We start from the raw sequence: 24882 nt of genomic DNA, 5'->3' as shown, positions 1-24882 counted from the left end.
AGCCGCGTTCCTCCGGGTTTTTTGAGTCAGCTTCCCGTCATCTACCACCCCGACTACGTGGCTCCGCTGCCCGACGGGCATCGCTTTCCGATGCCCAAGTTTCGACTGCTGCGCGATCGCCTGCTCCAGGACGGCGTGATTACCCCCGACCAGCTTTACCAGCCCGGCGAACCGCCCCAAACCTGGCTGGAGTTGGTGCACCACCCCGACTATGTGAATGCCTATCGCCAGGGCACCCTCAATGCCAAGGCCCAGCGCCGCATTGGCCTGCCCTGGAGTGCCGCCCTGGTCAAGCGCACCTGCACGGCGGTGGGGGGCACCATTCTCACCGCCAAGCTGGCCCTGGAGCGGGGCCTGGCCTGCAACACCGCCGGGGGCACCCACCACGCCTTTCCCGACTACGGGTCAGGGTTTTGCATTTTCAACGACCTGGCGATCGCCATCCGCGTGCTGCAACGCCAGGGCCGGGTACAGCGGGTACTAATTCTTGACCTGGATGTTCACCAGGGCGACGGCACCGCCTGGATCTTTCGCGACGACCCTAGCGTGTTCACCTTTTCCATGCACTGCCAGGAGAACTTCCCCGCCCGCAAGCAGGCCAGCGACCTGGATGTGCCTCTGGCCCTGGGCCTGGAGGACGAGGATTACCTGCGCTGCCTGGCCCAGTTCGTGCCCGATCTACTCGCCCAGGTGCAGCCCGACCTGGTGCTCTACGACGCCGGAGCCGACCCCCACCGCGACGACCTGCTGGGCAAACTGGCGCTGACCAATGAGGGGATTTTTAGGCGCGATCGCTACGTGCTCGACACCTGTATGGCGGCGGGCTACCCGGTAGCCTGCGTCATCGGCGGCGGCTATGGCAAATCCATGGACGACCTGATCTTTCGCCACTCGCTGCTGCACCGGGCCGCCGCCGAGGTGTACTCGGCCTACCGTCTGTAAGCGGGCAAAACCGAGTCGCACAAGGGCAATATCGGGCTCGGGCTCGGCATCGGCCCGGGTCATTGGGCCATTGAAGCGCACATCGGCCCGCCTTGCCAGCAGGGTGTCTAGATATTCGCTGCTACGCTTTGAGCCGAAATTGATGACCCACCCTCTGGCCCCGCCCTACGGACGGCTGAGCCGGGCCAACATCAGCTTCTATAATGGGAACCTTGCCCCCTGCGATCGCACTATGACCTGGGTTGTTGCCACCTTCTACAAATTTGTGCCCCTCAGTGACCCCGAGGCGCTGCGGGCTGAGCTGTTGAAGCGGTGCCGGAACTGGGGTCTGCGCGGCACCATTCTGCTGGCCAGCGAGGGCATCAACGCCACTGTGGCGGGCGATCGCCCCCGCCTGGATACCCTGTTGACCTGGCTGCACTCCCACCCCGAAATTGGCCCTTTCCCCCACCAGGAATCCACCACCGCTGAGTCCCCCTTCGAGCGTATGAAAGTGAAGCTGAAGCGAGAGATCGTCACCCTGGGGCGGCCCGAGGTCAATCCAGCCCGGCAGGAGGTCGGCACCTACGTCGCCCCCCAGGACTGGAACCAGCTGATCGTCGATCCCGACCTGGTGCTGATCGATGCCCGCAACAGCTTCGAGGTGGAGCTGGGCACCTTTCGGGGCGCAGTCAACCCGCAAACCAAATCATTTCGGGAGTTGCCCGACTACGTGGGCAATCACCTCGACCCGGCCCAGCACAAAAAAGTGGCCATGTTCTGTACCGGGGGCATTCGCTGCGAAAAGGCCACCGCCTACCTGCGATTGCAGGGCTTTGAGCAGGTCTACCACCTCCAGGGCGGCATCCTCAACTACCTCAAAACCGTACCCGCCAGCGAAAGCCTGTGGCAGGGCGACTGCTTTGTCTTTGACGATCGCGTCGCCGTGGATCACCAGCTCACCCCCACCGACCACGATCTCTGCCTGGGCTGCGGCCACCCCGTTAGCCCGACTGAGCAGGACTCTCCCCAGTACGAGGCGGGCATTTCCTGCCCTCACTGCTATGCTGAGCTGACTCCCGAGAAGCGATCGCGGCTCGAGGCCCGTCAACGCCATCGCTAGCCCGCCCGACTGCTCCCCCAGCTGCCCAGAGCATCCCTCAATCCAACCTCCAGCATCCCCAACCGCCCCTATGCTCCCCACCAATTCGTTCCTGCAAGCGCTAACCTATGGACCTCCAGACGGCACCGCCGACTGGTGTCTGGTGGCGCTCCACGGCTGGGGAGCCAATGCCGCCGATTTGGTGGGCTTAGCGCCCTACCTCAAGCTCAGCCACCTGGCCATGGTGTTTCCCGATGCGCCCTGGCCCCATCCCCAGGCTCCAGGCGGGCGCATGTGGTACGGCTTCCCAGCGGGGTACGACTTTCGCCGCCCCCACGACTTTGCCCGCCAGAGCGACCTGCAATCCAGCCGCGATCGCCTCAAGAGCTGGCTGGTGGCCCTGCCGCAAACCACCCAGATTCCCCTGGAGCGCACGATTTTGGCCGGGTTTTCCCAGGGGGGCGCAATGGCGCTGGACCTGGGGGCGCAGCTGCCCCTGGCCGGACAAATTATTCTCAGCGGCTACCTGCACGGCCCCGCCCAAACCCCGGTCAGCCCACGCCCCCTGGTGATGGTGCACGGCTCTTTAGATCCGGTGGTGCCGATCGCCCGGGCCTACCAGGCCAAGGAGGCCCTGGCTGCCTGCGGGCAGCCGGTTACCTGGCATGAGCTGCCGATGGGCCATGAAATTCCGCTCCAGGTAATAGAGCTAATTGGCGGGTTTTGCGAAGATTTGAGGCAGGAGCCGGGGAATACCCCGACCAACCCTTTAGGATAGAGGAAGGTGAACTGGCCCCAGCCTGCGGTGGTCGTCTGCGGTGGTCAAAACATTGGCCCCTCAAGGTGAACGCGCAGCAGTCGGGTCGTTGTCGCTAAGGGGGAAAAGACTATGCTGAGCCTACATGTTTCGCAGCAGGCCGTTTCAGACATGACACCGGATACGGTGGCTGAACTCGCCTCTCGCTTAGAAACGGACGCCTACGATAATGCCTTTGAGGGGCTGCAGGACTGGCACCTACTGCGGGCGCTGGCGTTTCAGCGGCCAGAGCTGGTCGAGTCCTACGTCTATCTGCTTGACCTCGAACCCTACGACGAGTCGTAGCAGGGCTCGCTCCCCATCCTAACTACCTATCCTCAACTGGTAGGGGCGATCGGTGTTCGCCCTGGCTTGCCTGTGGTTAAATCGAGGTCTCTGCATTCGGATCGGGCATGATGGAACGGGCTGCTGTCGTAGAATCTCGGCGGGTGCTGCTGGGCATCTGCGGCGGCATTGCGGCCTACAAAGTCTGCTCCGTGATCTCATCGCTGGCCAAGGGGGGGACAGCGGTACGGGCAATGCTGACGCAGCGGGGGCAGGCGTTTATTTCGCCGCTGACGGTGGCGACCTTGTCGCGCCAGCCCGCCTGCACCGATGAAACCTTCTGGCAGCCTGTCCAGGGTCGCCCGCTGCACATCGAGCTGGGGGAGTGGGCCGACCTGCTGGTGATTGCGCCCCTGAGCGCCAACACCCTGGCCAAGCTGGCCCATGGCCTGGCGGACAACCTGCTGACCAACACGGTGCTGGCCTCTACCGTCCCGGTGCTGCTGGCCCCGGCCATGAACACCGACATGTGGCAGCAGCAGGCGGTGCAGCGCAACTGGCACCAGCTGTTGCAGGATGAGCGCTACCACGCTATCGATCCGGGGGCTGGGGTGCTGGCCTGCGATCGCATTGGCACCGGACGGATGGCCGAGCCCGAGGATATCCTCACCCACATTGACTCGCTGCTGCACAGCCAGGGGCGGCGCGACCTGCGGGGCAAGCACCTGCTGATCAGCACCGGCAGTACCCGTGAACACCTGGACCCGGTGCGCTTCATCGGCAACCCCGCCAGCGGCAGAATGGGCATTGCCCTGGCCCAGGCGGCGATTCACCGGGGTGCTACGGTTACCCTGGTGCACGGCCCCCTGGAGGAGGCGCTCAGGGCTCGCCTGGGCGGCATTAAACCCGTGGGTGTGACCACCGCCGAGCAGATGCACCGGGCCATGCTCACCCACCTGCCCCTGGCCGACTGGGTGGTGATGGCGGCGGCGGTGGCCGATGTGCGGCCCACCACCCAGGCCGCGACCAAGCTGGCCAAGGCCGATCTGCCCGATGCCCTGCCCCTGGCCCCGGTGCCCGATATTGTGGCCGACCTGGCCCAAAAGCGATCGCCCCACCAGCGGCTGATCGGCTTTGCGGCCCAGACTGGCGATATCGTGCCCCCCGCCCTCGATAAGCTCCAGCGCAAGGGCCTCGATGCGATCGTGGCGAACCCGGTGGATGTGGAGGGCAGCGGCTTTGGGGGCGATCGCAATCAGGCGGTTTTGCTCACCCGAGCGGGTGACAAACGGGCCATCCCCCCTTGCAGCAAGCTGTCGCTGGCCCATCAGCTCTGGGATGCCCTGCTGCAAGCGGGGTTCTAACGGCGTTGTCCCACCGAATTTTGGGGTGTGACTTGGCATTTTGCCCGCTGTGGGTACACTGAGGCTGATTCTGTGGGGCATAATCTGGGCATACCCCGCAGCGAATCTCTACCGGCCTCTTTGCCCAGAGCGTACGTCCATGAAAAAAGCCAGTCCCGCCTCGGGAGAAACCCTGGAACGCCTCAAACTAACGATTTACCTGGTTCCTATCTTTGGGGTGGTGCCAGCGGTCTACAGTCTGTGGCAGAAACAGGGTAGTCGTCAGGAAATGGCCGTCAGTCGACTGGTGGTGACCCTGGCGTTAACCTGGGTAATCACCTACGTTCTGTTGGGTACGGGCAGCCACCTGGCACCGGGGCTATCGCTGCGGCTGCTTATCACCAACACCCTGGTGACTACGGGGTATACCCTCACCAACCTGGTGCTCATGGTACGTCTACTGCAGGGGAAATCGGTCAGCTTGCCAGGCTTTAGCCAGCTCAGCAAGCGGTTGCCCTAGGGAATGGTCTGGCGCTGCTCCGACTGGCGGCGGTGGACCGAGGGGTGCAGAGTGGAACTGGCTGGCGATCGCCTGGGCCAGGCCTGGGCTTAAGAATTTAGTCCAGCAATATATTCCGTAAGTCGGTTGTCTAAATTGCTGCTACTATGCAGCTAAAAATTTCGTGGGTTCCGAGCCGAGTGGACCTGCGGTTTCTGTAGTGTTTATTTCTACTGCCCTGAGGTCCCTGGTGTCTCAACGTAACCCTCAACATCTCAAGTCTCGTGTTCCCCAGGGTCATCCTCAAAGAGTCTCGCCCCAGAAGCGGCGGCGCATCCCTCGGGTTTTGGGCATTGGTATTGCCCTGGCTGGGGTAGCCGGACTGTCTGGGGTGGCCGGGGCGCTGCTGGCGGTGTCGCTGTCGGCTGCGCCCCTACAGCAGCAGCCGCTCAGTGCTGAAGACTCCGGTGCCTTTAGCCAGGAAACCCCGATCTCATCCAGCGGCACCCTGCGCCTGCCGCGCCTGACTCGTCCGGTGAATATTCTGGTGCTGGGGGTCAAGGTCTTAACGACCGATGTCAACGAGGTGCCGCCTGAACTGCAGGGGCTGGGCTACCACGCCCTGGTTAACTCCTTTGATGGCCTCTCCGACTCCATGCTGCTGCTGCGGTTTAACCCCCAAACCGAGCAACTGGTGGTGCTCTCGTTGCCCAGGGATACCCGTACCTACGTTCGCGGTCGGCTGACCAAACTCAACGAGGCCAACCGCGACGGTGGGCCAGCCCTGGCGGCGGAGTCGGTGAGCGATCTGCTGGGGGGCGTGGCGATCGATCGCTACGTGCGCATCAACGTGCAGGGGGTGGAAAAACTGATCGACGCCCTGGGTGGAGTGACCGTCAACGTGCCCCAGGACATGAAGTATCAGGACGATAGCCAGCACCTCTACATCAACCTCAAGGCGGGTGAGCAGCAGCTCAATGGCGACCAATCGCTTCAGTTTCTGCGATTTCGCTACGATGCCCAGGGCGACATTGGCCGCATTCAGCGCCAGCAGATATTCATGCGGGCGCTGGCCGAGCAGACCCTCAACCCGGTGACCATCACCCGGCTGCCCAAGATTCTCTCCGTGATTCAGGCGAACGTGGACACCAACCTCACGGTGGAGGAACTGCTGGCCCTGGTGGGCTACGGTGCTCAAATCAACCGCTCTAGCGTGCAAATGCTAATGCTGCCCGGCAACTTTAGCCGGCCCCAGGACTTTGCGGCCAGCTACTGGCTACCGAGCTACAAAGACATTGACGGCATGGTTGACCAGTATTTTGGCTTTGGCACCCAAAAGGTCACCACTAGCAGCGATCCCAGCCGGGTGCGGGTGGCGATTCAAGACAGTACCAACGACCCTGTGGCGGTTCAGGCCCTCACCAAGGCCCTGCGGGAGAGCGGTTACTCCAATGTCTATGTTGACAAACGCCTGAACGAACCCCTGCCCATTAGCCGGATTGTGGCTCAGCGGGGCGACGGGGCTACGGCCGAGATGGTGCATCGGTTTTTGGGCATTGGCGAAGTGCGGGTCGAAAGTACGGGGGCCCTCAACTCCGACATCACCATTCAGCTCGGCCAGGACTGGAACCAGGGGCTGGGACAGTCGCTCTAGTACCGCTCGGCAGCAGGGGGATTACCGTCGTGAACTACGCCCAAAAGCCAAGATTTAAGCAGATTCTGTGGTGTGCTTCTCGCAATAGCTGTTACCATGCAGCAGAAATTTCACGGTTGGATGCGCCTGGACACATCTGGCTGTTTACCGTTAATGCCTGAGGTGTCTGGTGCCCCATCGAAAGAGTCCCCCCCGATCCTCTTCCCCGCGATCGCAGGGAATGCGGCCTGAATCACCCCAGGGGTACGTGCCGCGCAAACCCAAACGACGGCGCGTGGGTCGCCTGCTGGGGGTCGGGCTGGCCCTGGCGGCGGTGGCCAGTGTCTCGGGGGTGGCTGGGGCCTTCCTGGCGGTGTCGCTGTCGGCCTCACCCCTCCAGCATCAGCCCCTCAGTGCCGAAGATGCCCAGGTCTTTAGTCAGGACACCCCGATGCTGTCTACGGGCAGTCTGCGGCTGCCGCGGTTGACCCGTCCGGTGAACATTCTGGTGCTGGGCATTAAAACACTCACTACCGACGTGCAGAACGTGCCGCCCGAGCTGAGGAACCTGGGCTACCACGCCCTGGTCGATTCCTTTGACGGGCGCTCAGACTCCATGCTGCTGCTGCGGTTCAACCCCCAGACCGAGCAGCTGGTGGTGCTCTCGCTGCCCCGCGACACCCGCACCCACGTACAGGGCCGGCTGACCAAGCTCAACGAGGCCAATGTCTACGGTGGTCCGGCCCTGGCGGCTGAGTCGGTGAGCGATCTGCTGGGGGGGGTGGCGATCGATCGCTACGTGCGGATCAATGTGCAGGGGGTGGAAAAGCTGATCGATGCCCTGGGCGGGGTGACCGTCAACGTGCCCCTCGATATGAAGTACCAGGACGACAGCCAGCACCTCTACATCAACCTCAAGGCGGGGGAGCAGACCCTCGACGGCAACAAGGCGCTTCAGTTTCTGCGCTTTCGCTACGACACCCACGGCGATATTGGCCGGGTGCAGCGTCAGCAAATGTTTATGCGGGCGCTGACGGAGCAGGCGCTAAACCCGGCGACCATTGCCCGGCTGCCCAAAATTCTCTCCGTGATTCAGTCGAATGTGGACACCAACCTGACGGTGGAGGAACTGCTGGCCCTGGTGGGCTACGGCGCCCAGATCAACCGCTCCAACCTGCAGATGCTGATGCTGCCCGGCAACTTTAGCCGCCCCCAGGACTACACCGTTAGCTACTGGCTGCCCAGCTACAGCGAGATCGATGGCCTGGTGGATCAGTACTTTGGCTTTGGCAGCCAGTCGGTGTCCACCGCCAGCGACCCCAGCCGCGTCCGTATCGCCATCCAGGACAGCACCGATAACCCCGTGGCCGTGGAGACCCTGACCAAGGCCCTGCGGGACAGCGGCTACTCCAACGTGCGCGTGGATAGGGCGCTGAATGAACCCCTGCCCATGAGTCGGATTGTGGCCCAGCGCGGCGATGGGGCCACCGCTGAACTCATCCACCGCTTTTTGGGCATTGGCGATGTGCGGGTGGAAAGCACCGGAGCGCTCAGTTCTGACATCACTATTCAGCTGGGGAACGATTGGGTGCAGGGGCTGGGGGAGGCCCTGTAGGCCAAAGTCTGAGGGGCTGAGGTTGGGCTGTGGTCCCCCCAGCGCTAGACTAGCCAGGTAGCGATCGCAAAGGATTCAGTCAGCTATGGTGCATCAGGTGTGGGGCGCAGCCGCCCTGGTGGGGTTGGCAACGGTGGGTTTGGCTGCGATCGCCCGTGCCCAGGTGCCCCTCCAGGTGGTCTATCCCCCCGACGGCCACCAGACCACCGCCGCGCAGATTTTCTTCATTGGCACCGCCGCCGCCGACCAGCCGGTGCTGCTCAACGGCGAACCGATTGACAATCGCAGCGAGGCGGGCCACTTTGCTCCCTCGCGGCCCCTGGACCTGGGCCCCAACACCTTCACCCTCACCCAGGGCGATCAAACCCTAGAGATTACCGTGACGCGGGTGGACAGCGGTTCGGTGCTGCCCGAGACCCCGGGCTTTGCCGAAGGCTCCCTGGTGCCAGCGGTAGACCTGGCCTACCAGCCGGGGGACTGGGTCTGCCTGGGGGCCGTGGCCCCAGCCCAGGCCACGGTGACGGCCACCCTGGCGGGGCAAACCTACACCCTGCTGCCCCAGGCCAATCGCGCCACCCTGCCCCCCAACTCGGCGGTGCTCACCGATCAGGCCAACCCCATTGCTACCGCCGGCCCCAGCCGCTACGAGAGCTGCTTCATGGCTGAAACCCCGGCCACCCTGGGGCAGCCCCTCTACCGCCTCTCCCAGGGCGGCACAACGGTCACCGCTGAGGCCTCCGGCACCGTCAGCATTCTCAATCCCAATGCGATCGAGGTGGTCGAAGTCACCGCCGCCGCTGGGGTCGCCCGCACCGGCCCCAGTACCGACTACTCGCGCCTGACGCCCCTGCCCCAGGGCACCCGCGCCCGAGTCACCGCCCGCCAGGGAGACTGGCTGCGGCTCGACTACGGCGGCTGGATTCGCGCCAGCGAGACCGAGGCGGTAGCCGGCGCAGGACTGCCGCGATCGCTGATTCGCGGCGTCACCTCCCGCCAGGTGCCCGGCTGGACCGAAATTCTCTTTCCCCTCCAGGTCCCTGTCCCCGTCACCGTCCAGCAGGACACCGACACCTTCACCCTCACCCTGCACAACACCGTCCCCCAAACCGATACCATTTTTGTCGCCGCCGCCGCTCTGATTGGCCGCCTGGACTGGCACCCCGTGCTGCCCGACCAGGCCCAGTACCGCATCCGGCTCAAAACCCCCCAGCAGTGGGGTTACCAGCTGCGCTACGAGGGCACCACCCTGGTGCTCTCCCTCCGGCAGCCGCCCCCGGTTCAAGCCGCTCAGCCCCTGGCTGGCACCACCATTCTGATTGACCCCGGCCACGGCGGCGAGGAACTGGGGGCCCTCGGCCCCGACGGCACCCCCGAGAAAACCCCTAACCTGGATGTCTCGCTGCTGCTGCAAGCCGCCCTAGAAGCCCGGGGCGCGCGCGTGATCATGACCCGCACCGACGACAGCTTCCTCGGTGTTAACGATCGCGCCCTCCAGATTGCCCAGGACCAGCCCACCCTGGCCCTCAGCATTCACTACAACGCCCTGCCCGACAGCGGCGACGCCGAAAACACAGCCGGCATCGGAGCCTTCTGGTTCCACACCCAGGCCCACAGCCTGGCCCAGTTTCTCCACGATTACCTGGTGGTCGAACTCGATCGCCCCTCCTACGGCGTTTTCTGGAACAACCTCGCCCTCACCCGCCCCCATGTTGCCCCCTCCGTGCTGCTGGAACTGGGCTTTATGATCAACCCCAACGAGTTTGAGTGGATTGTGAATCCTCAGGAACAAGCGCGCCTGGTGGAAGTCCTGGCGGAAGGCGTAGAGCTGTGGGTGCGGCAGGCGGCGGGGGAGTAGGGAGATTGGCCCGAACGCAAGGTTCAGGCTTGAGGGGCAAACCCCTGACCATGATTAATACGCCCTGTCAAATTAGCAATCACAGCAATCAATTCAGCCGGCTCCACCGGCTTTGCTATATGGGACTGGAATCCGGCCAAAAGGGCGGTCTGACGATCTTGAGCCCTGGCGTGGGCCGTAAGCGCGATCGCGGGTACTTTCCCTCCCTGTTCTGGCCCCAACGCTCTGACCTGACGCAGGAGCGCATAGCCATCTACTTGAGGCATTTCAATATCGCTAATGAAAACATCCACCCGGGGCGATGTTTGGGTCAAAACCAGCAGGGCTTCATTTGCCGACGCTGCCGTGAGCACCTCTGCGCCGCAAGCTTCCAGGGTATAGGTGATCAAAACCCGCATATCGGCATTGTCATCCACGGCCAGAATTTTCAATCCATCCAGACGTACCGAGCAATGCATCGGGGCGCTGCTGCTGCCCACCGAATACTGAAATTCTGGACCAGGTTCTGTCGAATGCACAATCATCAGGGGCAGCCTGACAATAAACGTCGCCCCCTGCCCTTCGCCGGGGCTTTTAGCCTGGACCGTTCCCCCCTGCAGCTCGACCAGCTGACGCACAATGGCTAACCCCAGCCCCAAGCCCCCAAAAGCACGCGAGATGGAATTATCGGCTTGGCGAAAGCGATCAAACACAAACGGTAAAAAGTCAGGGCTGATTCCCTGTCCTGTGTCTGCCACCACAATCTCAACATAGGAATTAATCCGCTGCAAAGCAATTTGAACCCGACCCTGCTTGGGAGTGAACCGGATGGCATTACTCAGCAGATTCCAGACCACCTGCTGCAGCCGCTCAGCGTCTCCCAGTATCGGCCCGGCATCCGAATCCAGCACCCGCTGCAGGCGGATGGCTTTGGCTTCGGCGGCGGGTCGAACCGTTTCGATGGCGGCATCGATGACCTGCACCAGGTCAACCTTCTGCACATTCAGGCGAATTTTGCCGGTCACAATGCGGGAAATATCCAGCAGGTCATCAATCAACTGCGCCTGGGATCTGGCATTGCGTTCAATGGTTTCCAGCGCCCGCTGGACCATCGCAGCATCGACCGGGTTGGTCCGCAGAATTTGCGACCAGCCCAGAATGGCATTGAGGGGAGTCCGCAGTTCGTGGGAAACGGTAGAGAGAAACTCATCCTTCAGACGACTCAGCCGCTCTGCCTCGGCTCGGGCTTCCTGTTCCTGAATCAGCAGCTGCGCCCGCTCCTCCTCGGCCTGCTGGCGACGGCGAATTTCTTTGGCCAACTGGTCGATCTTATTGTTCAGCAGAATGAAGCGACGGCTGGCGGATTCTTGCTGCTGCAACCGCAGGAAAATGAGGGCCGACGCTGCCGGGGTCCAGGGGCGGAGTACAGCTCCTTCACAGCGGTACTGAAGCGGTTCGCCATGGATTCCCTTAAAGGATAACGAGCCAATCACCGGATCACGACTGCTAGAGCAATTCCGCAGATACTGCTTAACCTGTTCCGCTGAATTCGTCACCAGCTCAAAAATAGACTGAGCCGACCCATCGGCATGTCTTTGCCCCAGCCGTTGAGTAGATGCCCCATTGGCGGCCAAAATTTCCCCCTGCCCCGTAACCAAAAGGGCTGGTTCTGGTATAAGCCTGGCAAATTCAAGGAACTGCTCAGGAGTCAAGCCTAAGCCTCCCCCCTGAAGTATTCTCGGCCCGGGCTGGCTTCGGCGTCTGGGGTAGGCTTGAGATAAACCACAACCCGACAGCTAGGGGCGCCTGTGGCCATGGTTGCCTGGAGATCGACCTTTGCGTATCCCAGGTTGTCTGCCGCGATCGAGCCAAACACGTTGGAGGTCATCATGCACATCACCGGGCGGTCGAGCACCTTTTCTCCAAAGGGGCAGGCCCGGTTCCCTAAAACAATCTTTTCATCCGTTTGCTCAATGATGTAAAAATCTCCCTGAATACGTCGCTTCAGGTCGACCAGCACCGCCGCAACCTGCTCGCGGCTTAACTGGGAAACTTTCAGAGCGGCCCTATAATCCCGATCCATCTGTTGGCCCATAGTCTGCCCCACCACGCTGATGAACCCTGACGCTTCCTCAAGCCCCACCACATCCTGAAGTGTTCCCGACAGCTCCCGAATCAAGTTTCGCAAAAACACATCCCGCTCTAGCGGCAGGTCAAGATCTTGAATGGAAGCTACGGGGGGGTGAGAACAGTTCATCGCTAGTCCCTAGAGGGCTTTAGGCAGAGGATTAATAGATCCCTATCATGCCTGAGGTATGGAAACGAATTCTCCCACTAAAGGCAGGATAATTACTGTGTGTAGGAATAATACCGAAGTTTAGTGACCAATCGTCACTCCAAAAAATCATTAAGCGCTGACCTGCTGGGTGCTAACCCTTTACCGCGCTGAGTTCAATCAGCCGCTATAACTTTTGTCCTGTTAATGAGGGGCCTCACAATGGGCGCATCCCAGTTTTGCAAATGTCACTCTGAACGTAGCAATAGCGAAGTGAAGAATCTCGATCGTGCGCAAGGACTGGGATCCTTCGCTACACTCCGTTTGGGTGTAGTGTCCAACGAAGCCACGCTCATAGCCGACTGAGGCTTGTATTTCGACAGCGTTTGGTCAAAGTTGCCAGAGAGAATATCTAGGTCGATTTAGTGCATACGTGCTTAGCGGTAGAAAGTAATCAGGCACCAAAAACCCCTGGAAGCCCTATGTTTAAAGGGGTTTGAAGACAAGCTGGTGACAAGACTCGAACTTGCGACCGGCTGATTACAAATCAGCCAACGTTTCCTGATATATGGTTCTTTCAGACTCCAAAATCAATTCCTACACCCAATTTACACCCAAAATCCCCCCTTCCTAAAATTTATGCGTTGCCGGTTTATTTCGTCTGGGGTACGCACGGCCCGAAGAGTGGTCGAGGCATTTGCCAGCTGCAAATCCTGGCCAGGTCATGCGCATCCTTACTAAGCGAGTGGCGAAGGTCAGCTAAGTTGTCCTCTGGGTTTTACCCACGCGCTGCGAACATGGCTTGAAGCTACTAGCTAGAAGCTCCCGGTGGTATCGCTGGGAGCTTCTAGCTAGTAGTGTTTGGCAACTTGCTTGCTCTTTGGAGAAAATAGGGTATATTAGTACTGCCCAGCTACACGACGTCTTATAGACGTCTGGACGGTGTCTGCAAGACGTCGTGTAGCCGGAACGCCTGAATTGTTGGTCATAAGCCGCAACTAAGAACGCCTCCCGCCGAAGGTTCGCATTCTTAGGAGTAGCTATGACAGAATATAAGTTTGGTGATAAGCGCAAAGCCGCAGACTTAACGGGTTTTAGCCCAGAAACGCTGAAAAAGTATCGTCTAATTGACAAGAGCCTTTTGGAAAATATCCACTGGGTTAAAGTTAATTCGCGGACAATTCGGTACAACTTGACTTTGCTTGCGGATTGGATAGCAAATCGAGACGACTCTGCTGCACATCGCAGAGCAATTGAGCACTACCTACAATCAAAGCTTTCAAATCAAAGAAAGCGCCCAGGACAGACCATAAAACTGCCCTCAGAATAGTTAAAAGGTAAGGCAATGGCTAAGCAAATTAGCCTGATGTCTTATCTGGCTGAGGACTTCTATCAAAGCTTTGTCTTCATGTGCCTACATGTAATGACGACGAGGCAGTTCTCTTCAGCAGCTAAGACTGAAGGCAGAATTAATACCCAGTTTGGGCATAAAAATCTAACAACAAAAGAGGCTCGGTGAGATGGGCAAGGCTAAGATAAAGCCTTGCCCAGATCGCGACACCAAAAAGTCAATGCCGTTTCCTAGGGGAAGAGGCAATTCGACGGTGCCTGCGAAGACGGATAAGGCTCGTAAGCGACAGTTGACAGCTGCCGACAATAACCAGCTACATGAGCGAACGCTGAAGTTCTTCTCGCAATTTCATACTTGGGACTTTATAAGTGCTCCGGCAGTCAGAGGGAAGCTTGACTGGGCTACTTACTCACAATATCCACTGTCTGCTCCGCTGCTCCATCAACGATGGAGCAGCGAAGACGAAATTGTTGGTGTTAGGTTCCCTAATGGCAAGGGAAAAACTTCTTATTTCCTTTTGGATATTGACTCTGGCAGTAATTGTCATCCTAACAATCACTGGGTAGACTTTGCCAGTCTGCTGAATGCTATGGAGCAGCTTGGCTTGTTTGGTCGAGTTATAGTTCGATCAAGCTTTTCTAATGGAATTCATGTCTACTTTCCCCTGCCCGAACAGGTACATTGCTATAAACTAGCTTTAGCTATTGAGGGCGCATGTTCTAAAGGTGGATTTACAGTAAAACCAGGAACCCTAGAGATTTTCCCCAATGTCAAGTGCAAAGGCTCTAACTATAACGGCCATAGACTTCCTCTCCAATTGGGCTCATGTGTTCTAGATGATTTCGGCGAGGAGCCAATCCATAGTGACTTGAATGCACTTATTAAATTGTGGGAAGCTGCGGCATCTCAGCAGGAAATGCGCCTTGTAAGGCAAGCAATTAGAGCTGCTAAGCCAACTTGGGCTAAGCAGAATAAACAAGTCAAAGGAAATGTCGCAGAATGGAAGCTACGCCTAGAAGAGTCGTTAGAAGAAGGCTGGACTGGGCCTCATCAGACCAATGACATTATCAAAGAAGCCTGCATCTACGCCAGAGTCTTTCGAGAACTAAACTGGGATGAGGTGGAATCCTGGGTGCTCCAGAATGTGCCACAACTACGAGGTTTTCAAAAGTTTTGTGCTCATCGGCATATCTATCAGCGTCGTGTTCGAGAGTGGGTGCGGGCTAACCGCCGGAGCGGCAGATATTACCCCTATAGTCAACGATCGCGGTCTTCAAAGCCACCCAGTGAGCCAAGAGGCCCAAATAACCAGGCTAAAGCTCAAGACGCCTTACAACGTATTCAAGCGGCGATCGCACGCCTTCAAAGTAGCCCCGGTGGCTTACCTGGCAAAGTTAAGGAACGGCAGGAGCTACTTTGTCGGGAAGCAGGATGCAGTCCGGCAACTCTGCGGAAGCATTTGCCTCTGTGGCACCCTCGTCATTTGGTAGACGGAAACAGCGCCAACGATGCATTAGACCTCGCATCTTCGGCTTCGCCATCCTGTGCCAGTGGAGGAATTTTACCGATTCCAGGGCAAGAGTATGTAACTGCCCAGCCTGCAAGGGCTTTAAGCGATTTTGGAAAGGATCTTGTAACAGTAGCTGGATCGGCTGAAACCTCGCAAAATCAGGGGGTTACACACCCAGCGACACTAAGGTGTAGTAGTTTAGTTCAGCAGACTCCAGCCCCAATAGACACATCCCAAGCAATTAGGTCTACTCACCACCAACAAGAGTTATTGCAGCAGATGCAAGGTCTTAAGCTTGTGGAGCCGCCCGGCAAAATTGTTGCGCAAGTATAAATCACTACGGCCTACCTGCCGAAGATCCTGCGTTAGAAGGTTCTCGTGACTCGACGCAGATGTTCTATTGAATCTCTGGGTTCAAAGTTCTGGTTTCAGAGTTAGACACCTCTCCTCTATTCGGCGTTGGCCTATCCTAGAGTCGATTGAGTATTCGGATCCAAGTGATTAGCCGAATTCGACCGACGATGCGTCGGATTCTACATCCTCGGCTTTGGTTACTGATGCCAGTAGAGGAATTTCACCAATTCCAGGGTAAGAGTGTGTAACTGCCCAGCCTGCAAGGGCTTTAAGCGATTTTGAAGAGGATTTTGTAACAGTAACCGGATCGGCTGAAACCTCGTGAAATCAAGGGGTTACACACCCAAGCACACTAAGGTGTAGACGTTTAGTTCAGTAGACTCCGGCCCCAATAGATACATCCAGCAAAAGTTGTTGGAGCAGGTGCAAGGACTTACGCTTAGGCCGCCGCCCGGTAAAGTTGTTGCGTAAGTATAAATCACTACGACCTGCCTGCCGGAGGCCCTGTGTTAGAAGGTTCTTGTGGCTAAGAGCAGCTGTTCTACTCGTGCTCTCCAAAGGTTCAAGGTTCTGGTTCCAGAACTGGGTACCCCCCTTCGGCTCGACGTTAGTCTGCCTCTGCGTCGGTTGAGTATTCGGCTCCAAGTGATGAGCCGAATTCGACTGATTCTGATCGTTTGTAACAAAGATCGACCTGAATCCATTGAATCCGGGTTGTAAACGTAAATGTGCCGTTAAGTTTTGCCCAGCGGAAATCCTCCTAGCGATGTAGCTGGGCACAATCGTTGGGTATAACTGTGGATTTTCTGTTCCAGATACGCCATAACCCATGCCTACCGCACCGCTCCCCACCTCCGGATCTGTTGTCACTTGCCGAGGTCGTCAGTGGGTTGTGATGCCGTCTGAGCAGAACGACCTAATGCGCTTGCGGCCTCTTAGCGGTAATGAAGAACAGGCTTGCGGCATCTACCTGCCCCTGCTGGAGCAAGGTCTGGAGGCGATTGAGTCTGCCCAATTCCCAATTCCTGGCCCTGAGGCGGTTCAAGACCACACAGCCGCCCGCCTGCTCATGGAAGCGGCCCGGCTGAGCCTGCGCAGTGGTGCCGGGCCGTTTCGCTGCCTGGGGCGGCTCTCAGTGCGCCCCAGGCCCTACCAACTGGTGCCCTTGCTCATGGCGTTGCGGTTAGAGACACTGCGGCTGCTGGTGGCAGACGATGTCGGCATTGGCAAAACCATCGAAGCGGGCTTGATTGCCCGAGAATTTCTAGACCGGGGAGAGGTTCAGCGCCTGGCAGTGCTCTGCCCACCCCACCTCTGTGACCAGTGGCAGCGAGAGCTGCGGGAGAAGTTTCACATTGATGCAGTAGTTGTCCGGTCGGGCACGGTGAGCCGGTTAGAGCGATCGCTCCCCGCTGGCGACCACCACATCTTTGGCTTCTATCGCCACATCATTGTCAGCCTTGACTACGCTAAGAGCGATCGCCGTCGCGCCAGTTTTCTCACCCACTGCCCCGACCTGGTAATTGTGGATGAGGCCCACACCTGTGCCCGCCCCAGTGGCCGTAGCGAGTCTCAGCAGATGCGCCATCAGCTCGTGCGCGAAATCGCCGCTAGGCCAGAGCAAAATCTGCTGCTGCTCACCGCTACCCCCCACAGCGGCATTGAGGAGTCATTTCTGTCGCTGCTGGGGTTGCTCAAGCCCGATTTCGAGCAGTACGACCTAGAGCACCTCAGCGAAAACCAGCGCATTGAGCTGGCCCGCTACTTCGTGCAGCGCCGCCGTGCCGACGTTAAACAGTGGTTAGGGGATGATACTCCCTTTCCAGAGCGTGACCCCCTAGAGCAGCCCTACAAGCTCTCCCCCGAATATCGAACCCTGTTCGAGAATGTCTATAACTTTGCCCGTGGGCTGGTGCAGACCACCACCCAAGACATGACCTACGCCCAGCGGCGGGGGCGCTACTGGTCAGCCCTGGCCATCATTCGCTGTGTGATGTCGTCTCCAGAAACGGCGATCGCAACGCTCAACCGCCAAATCGAAAAAGTCGGCGAGCCAGAAAACTTGGGAGCAGACATCGACCAAGACCTGATGGCTGCCTATACCTACGACCCCACCGACCAGGAACAGGCCATTGATGCCCCACCCACCGCTGCCCTTGAGCAGGGCCAGCGCACCTTCAGCGACAGCGATCGCCGCAAGCTGAGGGCCTTTATCCGCGACGCAGAGGCGCTCAAAGGCACCAAAGACTCGAAGCTAAACGAAGCTACCGAAACCGTCGCCGCCCTGCTCAAGGAGGGCTTAAACCCCATTGTCTGGTGTCGTTACATCGCCACCGCCAACTATGTGGCCACTGCCCTGCGCAACAAGCTAGAGAAAAAGCGGGGCAGCCAGTTGCGCGTGATTGCCGTCACGGGCGAACAGTCCGAAGATGAGCGGGAATTGCGGATTCAAGAACTCGCGACCTACCCCCAGCGGGTGCTGGTGGCCACCGATTGCCTGAGTGAAGGGGTAAACCTTCAGGAGGCCTTCCAGGCGGTGATTCACTACGACCTGCCCTGGAACCCCAATCGCCTAGAGCAGCGGGAAGGGCGGGTTGATCGCTACGGGCAAACTGCCCCGGTGGTCAAAAGCTACCTGCTCTATGGCCAAGACAACCCGGTGGATGGAGCCGTTTTGGATGTGCTGATCCGCAAGGCGGTCAAAATTCACAAGAGCCTGGGCATCACGGTGCCGGTGCCGATGGACAGTTCCACCGTCTCGGAAGCGGTGTTCAAGTCCCTGTTTGATCGCGCCACCGATGCCGCTCAGCTCTCCTTGCTAGATTTGCTGGATGACGATGAGCCAGCGGTAGACAAGGTACATAAAAGTTGGGATCGGGCAGTGGAGCGCGAGAAGGCCAGCCGTACCCGCTTTGCCCAGCGCACGATCAAACCCGCAGAGGTAGAACAAGAGCTGGTGGAGTCGGATCGAATCCTCGGCAACGAGTCCGACGTGGAGAGGTTTGTGCTGGCCGCCTGTGCTCGGCTCAATCATTCTTTGCTCAAGAAAAAACAGGGCTGGTATCTCCAGACGATTCCCACTTGCGTGCGGCCCACCCTGGGCGATAAGCCCCGGCTAATGGCGTTTACTACCCCCACGCCGGAAGGGGTGGAGTATGTGGGCCGCAACCACCCCTTGGTGGAGGGGTTAGCTCGCTACGTGTTAGAAAACGCTCTGGAGAATAGCCAAGACCCGGTCGCCGCCCGCTGTGGGTTTACCGTTACGGATGCGGTAGAAAAACGCACCACGCTGCTGCTGCTGAGGGTTCGACACCTGTTGGCTAGCCCTAAGCAGCAAAGCCTGCTGGCTGAAGAATGTCTGGTTACAGGCTTTACTGGGCCACCCTCTGCCCCAGTCTGGCTTGAGCCAGCCGAGGCAACCGAGCTATTTCAGCGGGCTGAGCCCACTGGAGATGTGCCCATAGCCATGAAGCGCCTGGAAATCGCCGAGCTGTTGAATCGCTTAGAGGAGTTTAGGGAGGAGCTAGAAGATATTGCTGCATCTAGAGCCAATGCCCTAGCCCAGTCCCACCGCCGGGTGCGGGAGATTACCAAGGAGGGCCAGATCCGCGTCAAACCTCAGCTCCCCATGGATATTTTGGGGCTGTACGTCCTTCAGCCCAAGCCCTAGGGTACGGCCCGCCAACCTCAAGTCAGCACCAATTAACATTCAAACTTCCCCATGTCTGCCCCCACCGCCACTCTCGCCGGACTCCAAATTGAAGGCAACCTGATCGCCTCAGACTTGATGGCCGATGTGCTGTCTGCTGATATCAAAGGCCAGGTTCCAGAGGCGTTTGGGCTGCAAAAAACAGATAAACTGGCCGACGAAATTGCCCTGGCCTGGGGCGATGCGAAGATCTATTGGGCGGCGTTTCAGCGGGCCTTGAGCCGCCTGCCCGAGCAAGACCTAGCCACCACCGTGACCCGCGAGCAATGGGCGGTGCCGCTGCTGCGCAGTTTGGGGTACGACCCGATATACGTGGCCAAAGCGGAGGTAGTAGACGAGCAAACCTACGCTATCTCTCATCGGGCCGAACCAGGGGATGCCAAGCCCCCGATCCACATTGTGGGCAGCCGAGTGCGCTTAGAGCAGCGTCCCCCCAGCGGCACGCCCCGGCTATCGGCTCATGCCCTGGTGCAGGATTATCTCAATCGCACCGAGCACCTGTGGGCGATCGCAACCAATGGTCTGCGCTGGCGACTGCTGCGCGACTCGTCGCTGATGACCCGACTCACCTACGTCGAGTTTGACCTAGAGCAAATTCTCAATGGCGAGAACTTTGCTGAGTTTGGCCTGTTCTATCGGCTGTTCCACCGATCGCGCCTGCCCCAGGGCATGGAAGATGCCGACAAGTGCCTGCTAGAGTTTTACCACCAGGAGTCGGTGCAGCAGGGCGGGAGGGTGCGCGATCGCCTGCGCGATGGGGTCGAGCAAGCCCTCAAGGTGCTGGGCACCGGATTTCTCCAGCATCCAAACAACGAAGCCCTACGCCAACGGTTATGGCTGGGCAAAGGGGAGCCCATATCCGATCTTCCCTCGCCCCCTGAGAGCGGGGCCGGGGGTGAGGGCTCCGAGGGTGAGGCCCTTACCGAAACCGCCTACTACCGCCAGCTCCTGCTGCTGATCTATCGCCTGCTGTTTTTGATGGTGGCCGAGTCGCGCAACCTGCTGCTCTCTGGCGATGATGTCAACAAGTCCCGCATTTACCGCGAGTACTACAGCATCGAGCGCCTGCGGGCACTGGCAGAAAAAGCCTCCTGGCGACGGGAGGGGTTTCAAGACCAGTGGCAGGGTCTGCGGGTCACCTTCCGGCTGTTCGACGAAAACTGGCGGGGGCAGGTGCTGGGCCTATCGCCGCTAAACGGGGTGTTGTTTGGCTCCCACTCGCTGCTGGATATCGATGCCTGCGCCATTGACAACCATGACCTCACCCTGGCGATTCGCCACCTGTCGCTGTACGAGCAGCGGGGGCAACTGCGCCGGGTCAACTATGGGGCGCTGGATGTGGAGGAACTGGGCAGTGTCTACGAAAGCCTGCTCGACTTCCATCCCCAGGTGGCCGAGCGGCAGGGCATCTATGAGTTTCAGCTGGTCACGGGCAGCGATCGCAAAACCACCGGCTCCTACTACACCCCGCCAGAGCTGGTGGGGCAGCTGATCAAGAGTGCGCTAGAACCTGTGATTGCGGATCGGCTGGAGGCGTTAGGTAAAGATGCCACCCTAGAGGCCCAGGAGCAGGCATTGCTCTCCCTCAAGGTGTGTGACCCCGCCTGTGGCTCGGGGCACTTTCTGCTGGCGGCATCTCGACGCATTGGCAAAGAGCTGGCCCGCATTCGCACGGGTGAACCGCAGCCGGGGCCAGAGCCGTTGCGGGTTGCTATTCGCGATGTCATTCAGCACTGTGTGTATGGGGTCGATTTGAACCCGTTGGCGGTAGACCTGTGTAAGGTGGCGCTGTGGATTGAGGGGCTGTGTTGCGGGGTGTCGCTGAACTTTTTAGACCACCGCATTAAGAATGGCAATTCGCTGGTGGGGGTGTTGGATCTCGATTGCCTGAAGGAGGGTATTCCCGACAATGCCTACAAGCCGGTAACGGGGGATGACAAGTCGCTGGCCACCCAGTTTAAGAAGCGCAATAAGCAGGAGCGGGAGAGTAAAGCGGCGGGGCAGCTTGCGCTGCTGTATGACAACACCTTTGAGCGCGATCGCGAGGAGTATGCCAAGGCGTGGCGCGAGATTGAGGGCATGAAGGATGATGACCCTACGGCGGTGCGGCAAAAGCAGGAGAAGTATGAGCGCAGTCGGCACTTGTACTCGTGGCGGCGGGATAAATCGGCCTGCAATTTGTGGACGGCGGCGTTTTTTATGCCGCTGACGGAGCAGAATTTACAGCTTTTGCCGACTTCGGCGGTGTTGGATAATTTGCTGAAGGGTAACTGGGCGACGAAGGAGATTGTGGCGGCGGCGGATCGGTTGGCGGAAGAGAAGCAGTTTTTCCATTGGCCGCTGGAGTTTCCGGAGGTGTTTGAGCAGGGCGGGTTTGATTGTGTGTTGGGAAATCCGCCTTGGGAGCGTATCAAACTTCAGGAGAAGGAATTTTTTGGAGCAAGAGATGCAGAAATTTCAGAAGCAAAAAACAAAGCCAAAAGAAGCACACTAATCCAAAAATTACGAGCAAACAATCCTCGATTGGCAGAAAAATGGTTTATCGCCAAACACGATGCGGATGCTCAAGGCAAATTCATTCGCAATTCATGCCGTTTTCCACTCACTGCAACAGGGGATATTAATACATATGCTATTTTTTCGGAGACAGCCAGAGATATGCTTTGCAATTTAGGAAGACTAGGGATAATTGTCCCAACAGGCATTGCAACCGATGATACATGCAAGTCATTTTTTGGTGATTTAGTCAAGAAAGAAAACCTGGCTAGTATCTACGACTTTGAAAACAAACACAAACTTTTCCATGGAGTTGACAGCCACATGCGCTTTTCTCTCCTTGGAATCAACAAGGGCAAGGTAGAGAAAACCATCTTCTCTTTCTTTTTAGCACTACCTCGTCACATGGAAGATGAGAAAAGGACTTTTAGTCTTACTCCTAAAGATATTAGTATCATCAACCCGAATACTTTAACTTGTCCAAATTTCCGAACAAAGGCGGATGCAGAGCTGACAAAAAGAATTTATCAGCAGATTCCAGTGATTGAGAATGAAAGCTTACAAAAAAATCCCTGGAAGATAACTTTCAAAAGCATGTTTCACATGTCAAATGACAGCGGCTTGTTTGAAGATAAACTATGTGATGACTATCTACCTTTATACGAAGCAAAAATGTTTCATATATACAATCATAGATTTGCTCATGCAAAACCTCCAAGGACTGATTCCGGCCTCAGAGGATCTTCTGAAATAATCAGTGAGCAAGATTTAAAGGACACAACTTTAACAGCAAAGCCGAGGTATTTTATAAGAAGAAAAGATATTGAAGATAAAATGGAAGGCAAGTTCTCTTGGATTTTAGCAATCAGAAAAATAACAGGTGTTGTCTCAAATGAGAGAACAGTTGTTGCGGCTTTGTTGCCACAGGTTGGCTTGGCTGATAGTGCCACAGTAATGATATCAGGCATCAAAAAAGTTTCTGTAAATGCATGTTTACTAGGAGCCTTTAATAGTTTGATCTTTGACTACGTAGCTAGACAGAAAGTGGGCGGAGTCAATCTAAATTTTTTCCTTTTAAAGCAGTTCCCTTTGGTACCACCTAGTCAATATAGCCAAGCCGACATCGACTTCATTGCCCCTCGCGTGCTCGAACTCACCTACACCGCCTGGGACTTACAACCCTTCGCCCAAGATATGGGCTACCACGGCGACCCCTTCATCTGGAATCCAGACCGCCGTGCCCACCTCCGCGCCGAACTCGACGCCTACTACGCCCACCTCTACGGCCTCACCCGCAACGAACTCCGCTACATCCTCGACCCCGCCGACATCCACGGCCCCGACTTCCCCAGCGAAACCTTCCGCGTCCTCAAAAACAACGAAATGAAACAATTCGGCGAATACCGCACCCAACGCCTCGTCCTCGAAGCCTGGAATCAGTTGTTTGGAGAGAAATAAAAATGAGGCTTAAGAATATCCGGATAAAATCATACAGAACTATTTCTTCTGAACAGTCTTTAGATCTCTCTAAAGGTATGACTATTGTCGGCCCAAATAATACTGGAAAAACTAATATATTAAGAGCGATTCAGCTTCTTTTCACAGGACTTGATAACAAATATAATTATCAAAGAGACTTAGACTTAACTTTTAGAGACACACGCTCTAGAACAAGTCTAGTTGCTGTCTTCGAAGGCGATCCTCTTGAGAATGATAAAGATATTTATGACTCATTAGATGAGCTACATAGTATTTTAGGTACTAGTCGAAATGATGAGACAGAAATCTCACTTAATCTCCAATTCAGCTCTAATTCTAATCCAACATATCAATTTTTTCCAAATGCCAAAAAGCCTAGAGGTAATAAGCAAGCTCAATTTTCAGCTAAACATCGACAGCTAGTAACAGATCTACTATCAAAATTTGCATGCTTCTACATTCCTTCTGAGAAAGGCGTAAAAGAACTTTACAACGATCTTTTAGTTCCTTCATTGAAAAGCTTAGTGGCGGAAAAGATATATACATATATAGATGATATTCGCGGCATCTTAGATGCTACGGCAGAAAATATTAACTCGGTTTTTTCTGATGTAGGTATTTCAGGAATAAAAGCATCTTTTGGAGTTCCAAATGATTCTTTGGAAGAATTTATTAGTGGCTTTGATTTTAGGCTTCGTGATCCTGAAGAAACGTCGATTTTTAGAAAAGGAATGGGAATCCAATCTACAGCAATGATGGCATCATTCTTATGGATTACAAGCGAAGAGATATCTAGAGGAAGAAGTGTCATATGGTTATTAGAAGAGCCAGAATCATATCTGCATCCAGGATTATCTCTTAACTGCGACAAAATCCTGAAAAAGCTTAAGGAATATGCACTAGTTGTGTCTACTACGCATTCCTTGAGCTTTATTCCTCAAGATCCAAAAATCGTTATAGGAACAGAGTTAGACTCTTCAGGAAGAACTAAATTTAATAGCTTCAAGACATATTTTGAGGCGGGCAAATCTCTGCGTGGTTCATTAGGAGTGAGATTTAGCGATTACTATAATTTCTCAAAATTTAATGTGCTACTTGAAGGCCCAACAGATCGAGATTACTTCTTATGGATTTTAGATTTAATACCTAATAATCATGACGGATTTAGCAGCTCTTGGCCATATCTTAGATCAGCAGAAAACAGCTTCATGGACTTTGGAGGTATCAAATTTTTGACGGGATTCTTACGCGCTACATATGAATTTATAAGCAAAGAAACTATTGTAGTCTCTGTTTTTGATGGCGATTCAGCCGCTGAAGATGAAAGAAGAAAACTTCAACACTACTTCAGCAACAAACAAATTCCGTTCAATCCTAACCTACACTATGTTTCTGTACGAAATCGATTTGCTATAGAAGGACTATTTCCAGATGAATGGATTATTAACGCATATGAAGAACATTCCTCATGGTTCGATGATTTTTCTGTAGATGCCTCTAATTATGTTGAACCTTTCAGAGTTAAGGATACTAGCAAAACTCAGTTTTCTAACTTTATGAAGGCATTGGCAAAAGAAAAAAATGATTACAAATGGGCAGAACGGTGGATAAATGTTTGTCAAGTTATAGATTCTGCTTTAGAAAAGTTGACACAACAAATGGAGTCTCAGCGTTAATGTA

General features: G+C 56.5%; 16 protein-coding genes. 14 read left to right on the top strand and 2 right to left on the bottom strand.

What is annotated here, in order from left to right:
• The first annotated feature begins 21 nt into the window (after nucleotides 1–21).
• From NF78_RS13230 to NF78_RS13190, 9 genes are all read left to right on the top strand, one after another.
• Nucleotides 22–942, top strand: a complete 921-nt coding sequence (locus tag NF78_RS13230) for a histone deacetylase (RefSeq protein WP_035987034.1) — start codon at nucleotides 22–24, stop codon at nucleotides 940–942.
• A gap of 142 nt (nucleotides 943–1084) precedes the next feature.
• Nucleotides 1085–2044 (top strand): rhodanese-related sulfurtransferase, encoded by a 960-nt coding sequence (locus NF78_RS13225; protein WP_318655466.1) that lies wholly within the window; start codon nucleotides 1085–1087, stop codon nucleotides 2042–2044.
• A gap of 70 nt (nucleotides 2045–2114) precedes the next feature.
• Nucleotides 2115–2801, top strand: a complete 687-nt coding sequence (locus NF78_RS13220) for an alpha/beta hydrolase (RefSeq protein WP_035987031.1) — start codon at nucleotides 2115–2117, stop codon at nucleotides 2799–2801.
• Nucleotides 2802–2912: 111 nt separating this feature from the next.
• Complete coding sequence (locus NF78_RS13215) at nucleotides 2913–3125, top strand: DUF2555 domain-containing protein (RefSeq protein WP_035987027.1); 213 nt, start codon at nucleotides 2913–2915, stop codon at nucleotides 3123–3125.
• 110 nt (nucleotides 3126–3235) lie between these two features.
• Nucleotides 3236–4468, top strand: coding sequence for a bifunctional phosphopantothenoylcysteine decarboxylase/phosphopantothenate--cysteine ligase CoaBC (gene coaBC / locus NF78_RS13210; RefSeq protein WP_035989644.1), 1233 nt, complete (start codon nucleotides 3236–3238; stop codon nucleotides 4466–4468).
• 139 nt (nucleotides 4469–4607) lie between these two features.
• Entirely contained in the window at nucleotides 4608–4967 is a 360-nt protein-coding gene (locus NF78_RS13205) for a hypothetical protein (protein ID WP_035987025.1), read from the top strand.
• 229 nt (nucleotides 4968–5196) lie between these two features.
• Nucleotides 5197–6600 carry an LCP family protein gene (locus NF78_RS13200; protein WP_156119757.1) on the top strand — a complete coding sequence of 468 codons (1404 nt, stop codon included), beginning with the start codon at nucleotides 5197–5199 and terminating at the stop codon, nucleotides 6598–6600.
• A gap of 220 nt (nucleotides 6601–6820) precedes the next feature.
• Nucleotides 6821–8194: an LCP family protein gene (locus NF78_RS13195; protein WP_052050341.1), complete on the top strand. Its 1374-nt coding sequence runs from the start codon at nucleotides 6821–6823 to the stop codon at nucleotides 8192–8194.
• 85 nt (nucleotides 8195–8279) lie between these two features.
• On the top strand, nucleotides 8280–10049 hold the full coding sequence (locus NF78_RS13190; protein ID WP_035987023.1) for an N-acetylmuramoyl-L-alanine amidase: 1770 nt from the start codon (nucleotides 8280–8282) through the stop codon (nucleotides 10047–10049).
• 23 nt (nucleotides 10050–10072) lie between these two features.
• Here the strand turns inward: NF78_RS13190 and NF78_RS13185 are convergent, their stop codons facing one another.
• Both NF78_RS13185 and NF78_RS13180 read right to left on the bottom strand, forming a co-directional pair.
• Entirely contained in the window at nucleotides 10073–11740 is a 1668-nt protein-coding gene (locus tag NF78_RS13185; protein ID WP_035987021.1) for an ATP-binding protein, read from the bottom strand.
• Between the two features lie 2 nt (nucleotides 11741–11742).
• Nucleotides 11743–12285 carry a methanogen output domain 1-containing protein gene (locus tag NF78_RS13180; protein WP_035987019.1) on the bottom strand — a complete coding sequence of 181 codons (543 nt, stop codon included), beginning with the start codon at nucleotides 12283–12285 and terminating at the stop codon, nucleotides 11743–11745.
• A 1060-nt stretch (nucleotides 12286–13345) separates the two neighbouring features.
• Between NF78_RS13180 and NF78_RS29425 the strand changes: the two genes are divergently transcribed.
• From NF78_RS29425 to NF78_RS29420, 5 genes are all read left to right on the top strand, one after another.
• Nucleotides 13346–13633 carry a hypothetical protein gene (locus tag NF78_RS29425; protein WP_072016069.1) on the top strand — a complete coding sequence of 96 codons (288 nt, stop codon included), beginning with the start codon at nucleotides 13346–13348 and terminating at the stop codon, nucleotides 13631–13633.
• Nucleotides 13634–13943: 310 nt separating this feature from the next.
• Nucleotides 13944–15497 carry a hypothetical protein gene (locus NF78_RS31150; RefSeq protein WP_156119756.1) on the top strand — a complete coding sequence of 518 codons (1554 nt, stop codon included), beginning with the start codon at nucleotides 13944–13946 and terminating at the stop codon, nucleotides 15495–15497.
• A 940-nt stretch (nucleotides 15498–16437) separates the two neighbouring features.
• On the top strand, nucleotides 16438–19188 hold the full coding sequence (locus NF78_RS13170; RefSeq protein ID WP_263970593.1) for a DEAD/DEAH box helicase: 2751 nt from the start codon (nucleotides 16438–16440) through the stop codon (nucleotides 19186–19188).
• Between the two features lie 51 nt (nucleotides 19189–19239).
• Nucleotides 19240–23181 (top strand): Eco57I restriction-modification methylase domain-containing protein, encoded by a 3942-nt coding sequence (locus NF78_RS13165; protein WP_197064827.1) that lies wholly within the window; start codon nucleotides 19240–19242, stop codon nucleotides 23179–23181.
• A gap of 2 nt (nucleotides 23182–23183) precedes the next feature.
• Nucleotides 23184–24878, top strand: coding sequence for an ATP-dependent nuclease (locus NF78_RS29420; protein ID WP_072016068.1), 1695 nt, complete (start codon nucleotides 23184–23186; stop codon nucleotides 24876–24878).
• Nucleotides 24879–24882: the final 4 nt, after the last annotated feature.

Source organism: Leptolyngbya sp. KIOST-1, from assembly GCF_000763385.1.
GTDB lineage: Bacteria > Cyanobacteriota > Cyanobacteriia > Phormidesmidales > Phormidesmidaceae > Nodosilinea.
The sequence above is the reverse complement of the archived record's forward strand: the minus strand, read 5'-3'. Positions and strand labels throughout refer to the sequence as shown.